The organism is Microbulbifer sp. Q7 (assembly GCF_001639145.1).
Classification (GTDB): Bacteria; Pseudomonadota; Gammaproteobacteria; order Pseudomonadales; family Cellvibrionaceae; genus Microbulbifer.
The window spans coordinates 2397964-2410868 of record NZ_LROY01000002.1; the positions used below are offsets into that span (position 1 = coordinate 2397964).

Annotated in this window: 9 protein-coding genes; 3 read left to right on the forward strand and 6 right to left on the reverse strand. The window is 59.7% G+C overall.

Features of this window, described 5'->3' with window-relative positions:
• Nucleotides 1–96: 96 nt before the first annotated feature.
• The 3 genes from AU182_RS15645 to AU182_RS15655 form a co-directional block, all read right to left on the reverse strand.
• On the reverse strand, nt 97–1011 hold the full coding sequence (locus AU182_RS15645) for an aldo/keto reductase family oxidoreductase (RefSeq protein ID WP_066967272.1): 915 nt from the start codon (nt 1009–1011) through the stop codon (nt 97–99).
• Between the two features lie 79 nt (nt 1012–1090).
• Nucleotides 1091–3022 carry a phytase gene (locus AU182_RS15650; protein WP_066967275.1) on the reverse strand — a complete coding sequence of 644 codons (1932 nt, stop codon included), beginning with the start codon at nt 3020–3022 and terminating at the stop codon, nt 1091–1093.
• A gap of 197 nt (nt 3023–3219) precedes the next feature.
• Nucleotides 3220–5817 (reverse strand): TonB-dependent receptor, encoded by a 2598-nt coding sequence (locus tag AU182_RS15655; protein ID WP_066967279.1) that lies wholly within the window; start codon nt 5815–5817, stop codon nt 3220–3222.
• A gap of 274 nt (nt 5818–6091) precedes the next feature.
• On the opposite strand from AU182_RS15655, the gene AU182_RS15660 reads away from it, so the two are divergent.
• Entirely contained in the window at nt 6092–8065 is a 1974-nt protein-coding gene (locus AU182_RS15660; protein WP_066967281.1) for a PhoX family phosphatase, read from the forward strand.
• A gap of 45 nt (nt 8066–8110) precedes the next feature.
• Here the strand turns inward: AU182_RS15660 and AU182_RS15665 are convergent, their stop codons facing one another.
• Nucleotides 8111–8734 (reverse strand): sulfite oxidase heme-binding subunit YedZ, encoded by a 624-nt coding sequence (locus tag AU182_RS15665; RefSeq protein ID WP_066967284.1) that lies wholly within the window; start codon nt 8732–8734, stop codon nt 8111–8113.
• Nucleotides 8734–9735: a protein-methionine-sulfoxide reductase catalytic subunit MsrP gene (gene msrP / locus AU182_RS15670; RefSeq protein WP_066967287.1), complete on the reverse strand. Its 1002-nt coding sequence runs from the start codon at nt 9733–9735 to the stop codon at nt 8734–8736. Before msrP ends, AU182_RS15665 begins: the two co-directional genes overlap by 1 nt.
• A 371-nt stretch (nt 9736–10106) precedes the next feature.
• On the opposite strand from msrP, the gene AU182_RS16585 reads away from it, so the two are divergent.
• Nucleotides 10107–10253 (forward strand): lmo0937 family membrane protein, encoded by a 147-nt coding sequence (locus AU182_RS16585; RefSeq protein ID WP_153039253.1) that lies wholly within the window; start codon nt 10107–10109, stop codon nt 10251–10253.
• Nucleotides 10254–10376: 123 nt separating this feature from the next.
• On the opposite strand, the gene AU182_RS15675 is transcribed toward AU182_RS16585, so the two are convergent.
• Nucleotides 10377–10985, reverse strand: coding sequence for a MarC family protein (locus tag AU182_RS15675; protein ID WP_066967290.1), 609 nt, complete (start codon nt 10983–10985; stop codon nt 10377–10379).
• Between the two features lie 68 nt (nt 10986–11053).
• Between AU182_RS15675 and aceK the strand changes: the two genes are divergently transcribed.
• A complete protein-coding gene (gene aceK / locus AU182_RS15680) occupies nt 11054–12865 on the forward strand; it encodes a bifunctional isocitrate dehydrogenase kinase/phosphatase (RefSeq protein WP_066967294.1) in 1812 nt (603 codons plus the stop codon).
• The last annotated feature ends 40 nt before the right edge of the window (nt 12866–12905 follow it).

A 12905-nucleotide genomic window follows, 5' to 3' on the forward strand; every position in this document is an offset into this window, starting at 1 on the left:
AGCGTACAGGGATGTATTCACAGCGGTTCCAAATACAACACCCCAGTGCTCCAGCGCCACTGAGGGGCCGTAAGAAGAAATACCACCAAACTCAAACTAATCCACGTCTCTGCCACGCCCAGCACGTAGCAACTCAAACCACGTTTCTCGATCCAGTTCCATTTCCAGCGCGGCCAGAGCAGCAACCAGCCGCTTGGGATTACCACTTCCCAGTACCGGAAGCATTTGCGAGGGATGTTTCAGTAACCATGCCAGCGCCAACTGCATGGGCCCGTTTTCAGAATCCAGCCCGAAGGATTTACTCAAGCGAGCTAACCCCTGTTGTACCCGCATCGCATCTGCGTCGTCGCCACTGAACAGGCGTCCTCCGGCAAACGGTGACCAGGCCATGGGGATCACCTTGTGTTGCTGACAGTGATCCAGCTGGCCATCAAACATGGGCAGGGAATGTAGCAGGGAAACTTCGATCTGATTGGCAACCAACGGCGAAGACAGGCGGGACTGCAACAGGTCAAACTGGTGCGGGAGGAAATTGGAAACGCCCAGGTGTTTTACCTTGCCTTCCTGCACCAGGGTCTCAAGAACACCAGCCAGCGCGTCCGCATCCATCAACGGATCCGGGCGGTGCAGTAACAGCAGGTCCATCTGCTCAATACCCATGTCCCGCAGGCTGGTCTCCACCGCCGAGCGTACATGCGCCGCACCGGTATCGTAGTGATTGATCCGCGCACCAGACGCTTCGCCGGCAAGGCGGATGCTGCACTTACTGACAATTTCCATGCGCGCGCGCAACTGCGGTTTCAGCTTCAGGGCCTCGCCAAAAAACTGCTCGCAGCGGTAGTCGCCGTATATATCTGCAAGATCAAAGGTCGTCACCCCCAGGTCCAGCATCTGCTCGAACAGCGACAGACGTTCGGCGGGGGTGTAGCCCCAGTCGGTCAATCGCCACAGGCCAAAGGCAATACGCGAAAGCGACAGTTCGGGGACGAGAGGGGAAGTGATGCGCTGCATAAAAAAATCCGCTGGTTCAGACGATACCAGCGGATTCTCGCACGGCCGGGGAGTCCAGTGCTCCTCCCCCGCAGCAGGCTTACGGCAGATTCAGTGTCTCGGCAATATCGGCCCAGGACACCAGCTTGAAGTTCTGCGACTGGCTGGGCATGCGGTTGCGACCGTCCTGCACCACCAGCAGACCCTGCGGATACTGACTGCCCAGCGCCGCGCTGGACACTTCCAGGCCGTCGGTTTCCGAGCTGCCGTCCAGGCTCTTGTCCAGATTGATGTCTACCCTGAAGTGCCCCACAAACTGGCTGCCATCGCGACTGAACAGCGCATAGCTGTTGTTGCCCTGGCTCGATACCACCAGATAACTTTTGTCACCGGCGTGGTAGAAGCCCATGCCTTCCACATCCGCCGCCAGGCGTTCGCCGTCCACCGCCGCAATCAGCTGTGGCCCGGCTTCGCCGCCGAGGAAGGCGGCAATATCCAGACGCCAGATGCCGCCGTCTTCCTCGCCAAAGAACAGCAGCTGCATTTCGTCATCTACCACACAGCCTTCCACCTGGCTTTCCACCTCCAGGGTCGCCAGTTGCCGCAGGCTCCAGTCCACATTGCCGGCACCGGGCACAATCTGCAGCAGCTGCACCGCGCCCTCCTTGTCCGACACCCAGGCCATCAGGTCGGCCCCCTTGCGGTAGACGCACAGGCCATAGGGATCTTCCATGGCCAGATTCCGCAGGCCAAGGTACTCCACCTCACCGGCCGCGCTGATACCGAACAGGCTGACGCCGGGGTCCGTGCGGTTGGTGGCGGCGGCGATGGCGACAAACTTGCCGTGCTGCATCGGGCGCAGGTCCACATTGTTGACCCGGCCCACGGCGAAGTGCTCCAGCAGTTTGCCGTTCAGGTCATACACATTGAGACCGCTTTTCTTGTCCGTGCCGAGAATCAGACTCGCGGACGGATTGACCGGATTGACCCAGATCGCCGGGTCATCCGCGGCGTCGCCACCGGAGGTCACCGGTGCGGTCTGTGCGCTGGCACGCACCCGCGGGATTTCCAGCAGGCCGCGGAATGCCTGCAGCTCGGCGGCGGGCTCGGGCAGCGTCACCGCAAAGCGATGCACGCGGTCGCTCTCTTCTTCCAGTGCCAGCAGGGCGCCCTGCTGCACCGCAGCCGATACAGGCTTGATCTCGGCCAGAGCCTCGACAAAATGCGGCCCCTGCTCCGGTGCATGGATGTTAAATGCCAGAACCTTGTCGTCCGCGGTCAACCACAGGTTGCTGCTGCCGGCATCCAGCCATAAACCGCCAAAGCTTGCTCCAGGCAGCGCACTGGCGGCAACAAAGACTTCCCGCGCCTCATCCATTTCCGCATCGGCATTCAGACTCCAGATGCCCAGCGGTGGCTGGGCCACAAGCAACTTGCCGCTGCGATCGTCGACCACGCAGGACGAGACCTGCTCACCGAAATACAGTGGACGCACCTCGGTGAACTGCCACGCCTGCTCACGGGGGTGCACCACATACTCGTGGCCGAGGCCACTTTCATCGATGGCAAACAGATGAGTGCGGCCCGCCTGTCGGGAGAAGCACAGGGCCACCTGTGGCGCGCTGGTGGCCATGGCCGCCAGGTAACGAATACGCGGGCTGCCCTCTTCCAGGTCCAGCAGGCGCAATTGCAGCTCACCATTGTCTTCGTCGTAGACCGCAATCAGCCAGTTGTCCTGCGCCAGCTGCTGCAGGGCAAAACGCTCCACCGTGCCGCCGTCCAGCGCAAGCCGCTCGCGACCGCTGTCATCGACCAGAACCAGGCCGCGCTTCTCGCTGGCCAGCAGCAGATAATCGCCACCGCCCAACTGCAATGGCGCCAGCTGGCTGGAGACCACATCCTGCAACGCCAGTGCATTCTGCGGGGTGATGGGTTTGGGGGCAGCCGCCTGCTCGATCTGGGGGCCACAGGCGCTCATCAGCCCCACAAGGGACGACACCAGCGCGCCATACAAAAAAGTTTTATACGTCATAGTACGTTCGTTCTTTGACTGATCTGTTGTCACTCGGCCGGCACGCGGGAGCAAAAACCCGCCACCCGGGTCAGCAAAGTGGTACACCGATGACCAATGAATCCTCTTTAAAAAATAGCAGAAAGCCTGGGTTGCCACCGGCGCCAGGCCATCCGCTCCTACTTTTTTCCTGAATCGCTTGCGCGGCCGGCCCGCACTCAGAAGGACGAGTAAGTCACGCCCAGCACGTAGGCCGGGCCGTACGTTTCGTACTGGCCGTTGTAGCCGCGGCGGTTGGCGTAAAACGGCTCGTCGGTAAGGTTTACCCCGCTGAAGAACATTTGCATGCCATTTTCGAAACGGTATCTGGCGGAAAAATCCAGCTGCATGTGTGCGTCTTCGTACAGGTCAAACACGTCATCTTCCAGGTCTACCTCCAGCAGTCTCTCGCCCTTGTAGGCGGCGGACAGGCGCAGGCTCAGGGCGTCGCGCTCGTAGCCGACAACAACATTGGCCACCAGGTCCGCCTGGGACGGCAGGGAAATTTTGTTGCCGCGCCCGGCGTCTGCGCCCAGGCCCAGGTCCGCTTCCGAGTCCGTCATGGTGGCGTTGGCACGCAGCAGGAAGCCATTATCGAAACCGCGGGTCCAGGCCAGCTCGGCACCGCTCAGGGAGGCGTTGTCGCCGTTGATCGGCTGGAAAATTTCCGCCTCTTGCACCGCCAGGCTGCCCACATACTGGCGGTAGTCGGCGGTGCTGGCCACGTCTGCGGTCACCACAAAGTTTTCGATCTGCTTGTGGAAAGCACCCAGGGAGAGAATACCCAGGGCGTCGGTGTAGTACTCGAAGGACACATCGAAGTTGCGCGCTTCGTACGGATCCAGCGCCGGATTGCCCGCGGCCACCTCCAACTCTCCCTCGTCGTATTCAATTTCGGCGGCTGACGGATTCAGGTCGCCGAACGAAGGCCGGGACAGGGACTCGGTGTACGCCGCCCGCAGTACGATGTTGTCGCTGTAGTCGTACTTGACGTTCACGCTCGGGAACAGGTTGCGGTAGTCGCGCTGGTACGACACCGCTGAGACATACACGTCGTCGGCGATTTCTTCAGAACCCGGAATCGCTTCGCCCGACTCCGCCACGCGGTAGCCCGCAGCAGTGAAATCCGTGGCCTCGTAGCGCATACCGTAGGTCAGGTTAGTGCGGCCGAAATCAATGTCGTTCATCAGGTAGAGCGCGGAGATATCTTCGTGCATCACGTAATCGCGCGCCGAGTCCAGCGCGGTGCTGGTTTGGTCGATGTCGAAGCTGTCCAGATTGGCGTTGATAAAGGCATTCAGGGCGCCCTTGTTCACGCCCGGGCCGAAATCACCCAGGCCGTAGTCAATCCCGCCATTGGCAAAGTCGGCGAGGGTGAAGTCGCTGCCGAAGCCATCGTATACGGTGGCATTCAGGTCGCCGGTCTTTTCCCGACGACGCTCGTGCACACCAAATTTCAGTTCAGACGGGTAGCCCGCCACATCGATATCGCGGCGGAAGTCGATACGCACGCTGACCTCCTCGTCGTCGGTGAAGTTGTTTTCGACGACCAGTTCGTCCAGCGCATAGCTGGCGGCATCCATTGCGCGGGCATCGGCGGCAAACATCTTCGGGATCTTGCCCGCGCGGGTATAGCCCAGCTCTAGCCCCTCCTGCACGAATGTAGTGTCGCGACGATCAGGCTCGGTCTCTTCCGCGCGAGAGAAACCCAGTGCGTATTCCACACCCCAGCTTTCCAGGTCGTGGGAACCACCGGCCACTACCGACAGGACCTGCTGTTCCTCGAAGCGATCTTTCAACTCTTTTTCCAGCGCTGCGTCAGACCAGGTCACGCCGCTCGCAGAAATAGTGTCCGGGCTGTCGTTTTCCTCGTCCAGCTTGAAGGAATTGCGCTGGCGTTCTTCATCATCGGCAAAATCCGAGTACAGGGTGTGCAAATAGAGTTGGCTGCCATCGACAAGCTCCAGGTCGAAATTCGCTGCCAGCCCGGTGCGCTCGCGGGTTACGGTGTAGTCGCGCTGCTCGATCTCCGCAGCGGTGACACCGACGCTGCCATCAAGCGCCGTGTATTGCTCCCAAACACCGTCGGTTTCGATATTTTCGGAACCGAAGTTGCGCTGCTGATGGGACGCCGCAACGGCGACGCCCAGGGTGCGGCCAGCGAGCGAAAATTGGTTGGTGTAGGTAGCGGCAAGTTTCGGGCTGTTCTCACCCTGCAGTTCGCCGTAGCCGTTTTCCACGGTCACCTTGTAGGTCTGGCCGTCGTGATCCAGTCCATTAATGCTCTTGATCTCGATGGCGCCGCCGATGGAATCGGCGCTCATGTCCGGAGTCAGGGTCTTGAATACCTCCAGACTGGCCAACAGATCGGAAGGAATCACATCCAGGGCCACCGCGCGACTGTCGGTTTCCGGTGCCGGCAGGCTCACACCATTGATGGTGGCGGCATTCAGGTTGGGATCGATACCGCGCACGCCGACGAAGCGGCCCTCGCCCTGGTCGCGGGCAATAAACACACCGGGCATGCGCTGCAGGGCTTCGGTCACATTGGCGTCGGGCAATTCGCCGATGGCCTCGGAGGTTTGCACCGCCACCACTTTATTCGATGCCCGCTGGCGCTGGATATCACTGCGGGCATTGGCCGCCTGGGCCGTGACCTCGATGGTCTCTATCGCCTCGCGATGCTGTTCCGATGGCTGTTGTGCCGCGCTATTGACGCTGATGATTGCGGCGGCAAGCGGTGCCATCATTTTCAAGCTGAATCCTGACTTCATCATAAATCCCCGTTCCCTTTGAGTAGTGCTGTTTGAGTAGTGCTGTTTGAGCAGAGGTTTTGCTGGCAAACGCCATTGGCCGACCGATGGACCGCGGAGATAAATCAAACGCCACGCCCGACCTGTTTATGTGGACGCAGGCTAGTCTTGGGATATGAAGCTTGGGTTACGCTTTTTTTAAATTTGTCACATTGCCGCGCTAGGCTTGATGGGTAACGGCCTACCGCCAAACACCCGATGCAGGCCGCTTACAACAATGAATAATTGGTGAATGCTTATGACAGACCACAAACCATCCGATCGTTCACCACATTCGCCGCAATCGCCACAATCACCATGCAGCCCCGAACGACGCACCCTGTTCAAAGCAATCGGCGCAGTCACCGCGGCCACCGCCGGTGCCACGCTGTTGCCCGGCTGCACGCGGAAAACCGCGTCAGGCGCGCAAGAGAACCTGGGCTTCGCCGAAATACCACACCGCCTTGATTTCACCCACCATGTGCCGCAGGGCTACGTAGCCGACCGGGTATTGAGCTGGGGAGACCCGCTGGATGCATTTGGCGGAGATTTTATTCCGGAGAAATTGGACGCCCGGGAACAGGCACGTCGCTTTGGCTACAACAATGATTTCATTGCCTTTATGCCCCTGGCCGAAAATGCCGGACCCGGCGAGGGCGACAAGCACTGCCTGAGCCGCAACAGCGAGCGCGGCCTGTTGTGCGTCAATCACGAATACACCCAGCCGCACCTGATGTTCAGTGGCTACAGCGAAGACAGCGCCCATCGCGGCACTCGAGACGAGCATGTGGCCATCGAGCAACAGGCGTGTGGTCACACGGTTGTGGAAGTGGAAAAAACCGGGCACGGCTGGCAGCCGATACCGGGCAGCCCCTACAACCGTCGCCTGTCGCTCACCACGCCGATGACGATCGTCGGTCCCGCCGCCGGCGACCGCCGCCTGCAGACCGGTGCCGACCCCAGTGGCACACGGGTATTCGGTACTGTGGGTAACTGCGCCGGAGGCAAGACACCCTGGGGCACGGTGCTGATTGCGGAGGAAGGTTTTGGCGGCGCGTTTCAGGGGGATCCGGACAATGTGGCGGATGAAACCGAAGCCCGCAATCACCATGCCTTTGGCATTTCGCCCGGCAACCGCAACTGGGGCGATTTCGATCAGCGCTTCGACATCACCGTGGAGCCCAACGAACCCAACCGGTTTGGCTGGATGGTGGAATACGACCCTTACGACCCGCAATCCGAGCCACGCAAGCTCACCGCCCTCGGACGCTTCGAGCACGAGGGCTTCACCCTGGTGAGCAAGCCGGGACAGCCGGTTGTCGCCTACGGCGGCGACGACGATGAACACCAGTTTGTCTACCGCTTTGTATCGCACGATATTTACCGCCCGGGGAACAACCGGCACAACCGCACCCTGTTGCGCGAGGGCACCCTGTACGCCGCGCAGTTTTCCGAAGGCGGCAGCGGACGCTGGTTACCGCTGGTACACGGCCAGGGGCCGCTCACTGGAGAGAACGGATTTCACAATCAGGCAGACGTGCTGGTGGATGCCCGCCGCGCGGCTAAACTGCTGGGCGCGACGCCGATGGATCGTCCGGAGGATGTGGAAACCAATCCGGTCAATGACTGCACCTATGTGATGCTGACCAAAAACAAGCAGCGCAAACCGGAGGACGTCAACGCGGCCAATCCCCGCGCGCGCAATACCGCGGGCCACGTACTGGAAATCGTGCCGCCGGGTCGCAACGGCGCCCGCGATCATGTCAGTGACACCTTTCGCTGGAATACCTTTTTACTCGGTGGTAATCCCAATGCGGAAGACCCGGCGGAGCGCGGCGCTTACGGCCAGTCGCAGCGCGGCACGATTTCGCCCCACGGCTGGTTTGCCAACCCGGACAATGTAGCCTTCGACCAGCGCGGCAATATGTGGATTGCCACCGATGGCTGCGAGCGCTTCGGCTTTCACGACGGACTGTGGGCGATGGCCACCGAGGGAGAGCAGCGCGCGGCCCCCAAACACTTCTTTGGTTGCCCCGAAGGCGGAGAGCTGTGCGGCCCGGAATTCACCCCGGACGGCAACACCCTGTTTGTCTCGGTACAGCACCCGGCGGACGCAGACAACTCAACGTTTGACAGCCCGCTGCACCGTTGGCCGGACAACGACCCACGGCTGCCGCCACGGCCATCGGTATTGGCCATCCGTCGTACCGATGGCGGCGCCGTGGGTAGTTAAGTCGTTGGGCCGGATAGAAATGTCTTGCGGTAGTGGCTACCAGCCTCACCAGGACTTGAGCCATCGACGGACCGAATCTCTGCGCCACGCCAATAAAATAATCGCCACACCAAAGTAAACCGCGGGCTCTATCCAGCCGCTTTTCACCGACCACCAGAAATGCCAGCAGGCGAGCAGTACCACGATATACAGCAGCCCGTGCAACTTCTTCCAGTTGCGCCCCATTTTTTTGAGCAAGGCGGGAAATGAGGTGATTGCCAGAGCCAGCAGCATCAGCCAGGCGGAAAAACCCAGCAGTATATAAGTGCGCTTTACCAGCTCACCGCCGATCAGCGACCAGTCGAGACCGAGATCCAGCGCCAGCCAGGTAAGAAAATGCAGCGTGGCCCAGGCGAAGCACCAGAGCCCCAGTGGCCTACGCAGACGGTTTAGCTGGCCAAAGTGCAGCGACTTTGCCAGGGGAGAGACCAGCAGGGTAAGCAGCAGCAGACGGATGGCACCCATGCCGAGGTAATGAATCAGCTCCTTCACCGGGTCGCCGCCGAGGCGCCCCTGACTGATCGCCACGAACAGCCACAGCAGGGGCAGCAGCGCCCCGAGGTGCACGCCTATCTGTAAGGTGGTCGCCAGTGGTTTGCGCCAGCCGGCGCCCGGTACTGAGCGGGTCATCAGTAAAACTTTTTCAGGTTCATTCCCGAGTACAGGCCGGCGACCTCTTCACCGTAGCCATTGAATGGCAGGGTTGGCTGACGCTTCACCGAAAACAGACCGCCGGGGCCGATAAAGCGCTCGCTGGCCTGGGACCAGCGCGGGTGATCCACGGCGGGGTTTACATTGGCATAAAAGCCGTATTCCTGGGGCGCCAGCTTGTTCCAGCTGGTGGGCGGCATGCGCTCCACCAGCTTGATTTTGACGATGGACTTGATGCCCTTGAAGCCGTATTTCCACGGCACCACAAGACGAATGGGCGCGCCATTCTGGGGGGGCAGGGTTTTGCCATACAGCCCCACAGAAAGAATGGTCAGCGGATGCATCGCCTCGTCCATACGCAACCCCTCAACATAGGGATAATCCACGCCGCCCCCCACATAGCGATTGCGCTGGCCCGGCATTTGTTCCGGATCGTACAGGGTTTCAAATGCCACGTATTTGGCGCGGCTTGTGGGGGCGAACCGCTGCAGGAACTTGCCCAACTCAAACCCCACCCAAGGGATCACCATGGACCAGGCCTCGACACAGCGCATGCGATAGATGCGCTCTTCCAGCCCGATCTCATTCATCAGTTTCCATACGTCTACGGTGGCGGGCTTTTCAACCTCACCCTCGACGCGCAGGGTCCAGGGTTCTGTTTTCAGGTGCTGGCTGTTTTCCGCCGGGTCCGTTTTGCCGGTGCCAAACTCGTAAAAATTGTTGTAGGTAATTACCTTGGGTTCCGGCGTCAGGATCAGCTCCGGCGCCGGTTTGTCCGCGGTAAACGTCAACGGCTTGCGCGGTGCTGCCTGCCGGGACTCCCCGCCAAGCAGGTCCAGGGCGTGAGCGTGACGCGCCAGCAGCAGGCTGCCAATGCCGGCACCCAGCCCGGCCAGGACACGGCGACGGGAGACATACGCCGTTTCAGGGGTGATGTGCGCTTCGCGCAGCGTGTGCGACTTGGGTGACTTGATCAGCACGTGTTCTCTCCAGACGGGGGGTATAGCATTTATAGTCGCGGAAACCGGACCAGACTTACACTTGCTACGGCCGCGCGGTGTATTTGGTTTCGCGCATCGCACATCGTAAAGCCCACATCGCTGGATTATTCATGGCGAGGGCACGCGCGACGCTCGCCGGATACTAGCCCGGCAAGACGCTAACTGGCGGTTCTAAGAACCTTTCTAGATAGGTTCGTTCACGATTATTGCCAATTGTAATGGGGAACATTTTTCTTGGTGGGATCGGCATTCGCAGGCTAATGTTTTAACTCCACCGCCACTTCTTCGTGAAGCAGTGGTCCCTGGCCCAACACGGCCAACCCCCCAACTGGCCTAGTGAGGTAGCGAACATGCTTGAGACAATCATTGTCATTCTCGTCGTGCTCTGGCTGCTAGGGCTCGTGAGCTCTTACACCATGGGTGGCTTTCTGCACGTATTGCTGGTGATTGCGGTAATACTGCTGATTGTGCGCCTGGTACGGGGCCGCGGACCATAGCGATATGCCGCACCCCGGAACCCGGGGTACCCTGAAAAACGCCGGACTGCCGGCGTTTTTTTATGCGCGATCGGGAACCGGCAGGCGCGATCCAATCACGATGAGCGCAATGAAAAAGTGTTGTCAGGTCATAAAAAACTGCTGCAGCCCTACGAGCACATTGGTGGTTGCTACGGAAGCGAGAATCAGCCCCATAACCCGGCTGACGATACTGGCACCGGCGTCGCCAATCCAGCGGTGAATCCAGTTGGCAGTCAGCAATAGCGCCAAAACGATCCCCAGCACCGCGAGCATGGCGGTGGCGGTATTCACCTGGTGAATCGGATCAAACCGGTGGTTGTCGGTGAGCACCACCGCCGCCAGCATGGCGCCGGGGGAAGCGATCGACGGCACCGCCAAGGGAAAAATGGCGGTCTCATGCCCGCCGCGAATAATCTCCACCTCGTGCTCGGGTTTGCCTTCGCCAAAGATCATGGTGAGCGCGAACAGGAACAGCACAATCCCGCCCGCCACCTGGAAGGCAGAGAGCGGCACCCCGATGGCCTCGAGCAGATACTGCCCCGCCAGCAGGAACAGCATCAGAATCACGGTGGCAACGATCACCGCCAGAAATGCAATCTTGCGCCGCTGCCATTCGCTGTGGCGGCTGGTCACCGCAATGAACACCGGCAGGGTGCCCACCGGGTCAATCACCGCAAAGAAAAAGACAAAGCTACTGATCCAATCGTTCAATGGGTAACCTGTAAGCCCGTGCTAGTATCGGCAATATGCAAGGAGAGGAATCCACAAGAGTCTAGTGCATGACAAACCATTCCCCGACGGCCCGGCGTATCGCAAAAACAATTCTCAATGGCTTTGATGCCTATTTTGCCGATTTCCAGAACATTACCCTCGGTGCCAAGGCGCGCTTTGAAACCGCCGCCTGGGCAGCGGTGCGCGAAACCAACAAGGAGCGCATCGACCTGTACAAGGTCAAGGTCAACCAGGTGCTGAAGCTGGTGCACTCGGTGACCAGCAAGGATACGACCCAGCTGGAGCTGTGGGGGCAGGCCAAGGCCACCTACGCACAATTGATCGCCAACAACAATAATTACGAAATTGCCGAGACATTTTTCAATTCGGTGTTCTGCAGCCAGTTCCAGCACGCACATATTCACGATAGCCACATTTTTGTGAAGTCCTCTCGCGCACTGGACGACAAACCCCTGCGAGATTACAGCATCTACATCAGCTACAGCGGTCGCGATGGGCTGGCGGCGATGATCGAAGACATCCTCGCCGACTACAGCTTTTCCATCCCCTGGGAAGATATGGCGCGGGATGTAGCCAATATCTGCACAAGCCTCCGCGAAGGTCCACTGGCCGACAAACTGACCGAGGAAGACGACGAGCAGCGGCTGCGGGTGGATATGCTGGAATCGGTTTTTTATCGCAACAAGGCCGCCTACCTGGTGGGACGCCTTATGTTCGCCGGGGAGGTCATTCCGCTGATCCTGCCCTGCCTCAACAATGGCCGCGGCAACATTTTTGTGGATACGCTGATCCACGACAACGATTCCGCCAGCATCATTTTCAGTTTTACGCGCTCCTACTTTATGGTGGATGCGCCCATCCCTTCGCGGTTCGTGCGCTTCCTTTCCACCATCATGCCGCTGAAGGAAAAATCCGAGCTGTACAATTCCATCGGCTTCCACAAGCACGGCAAAACCGAGTTCTATCGCCATATTCTGGCGCACATGAAGGTGAGTAACGACAAATTCATCATTGCACCCGGGATCAAGGGCATGGTGATGAGCGTGTTTACCCTCCCCTCCTACCCGGTGGTATTCAAGGTCATCAAGGACAAGTTCGATAACCCCAAGACAGTCACCGAAGAAATCGTCCGGGAAAAGTACAAATTTGTATCCCGTGCCGACCGGGTTGGGCGCATGGCCGATACCCAGGAGTACACCAACTTCATTTTTTACCGCAACCGCTTCAGTGACGAGCTGTTGCACGAGCTACAGACGCTGGCGCCTTCCAAGCTCCACATGGATGACAAATGGGTCATCATCAAGCACCTGTATGTGGAGCGGCGCATGGAGCCCCTCAACCTGTATCTGGACCAGGCGGATGAGCAGCAGACCATCGATGCCATGGAAGAGTACGGCAACGCCATCAAACAGCTGGCCGCGGCGGATATCTTTCCCGGCGATATGCTGCTGAAGAACTTCGGCGTCACGCGCCACGGCCGCGTGGTGTTTTACGATTACGATGAACTCTGCCCGCTCACCGAATGCAATTTTCGCAAGATTCCCGAGCCCCGTACGGCAGAGCAGGAACTGGCCGACCGCCCCTGGTATACGGTAGCGGAGGCGGATGTCTTCCCGGAGGAGTTCCGCCTGTTTTTCTCCGGCAACCCGGTGGCCCGCAACGCCTTTGAAGCCCAGCACAGCGACCTTTACGACTACCGCTACTGGCAACGCCTGCAGGAACGGATTCGCGCAGGCCGCGTGGAGAGCACCTTCCCCTACCGCCGCAAGGTGCGTTTTCACCGCATTCCCATCAAACGCGGGCACACGCAAAGGCCGCCCGGGGGCAACGAGGGCGGCACGCCTGCTGCCGGCAGCTAATCACCGGCTATAGTTACAAGAGCGGTTTGGTACCGATGGA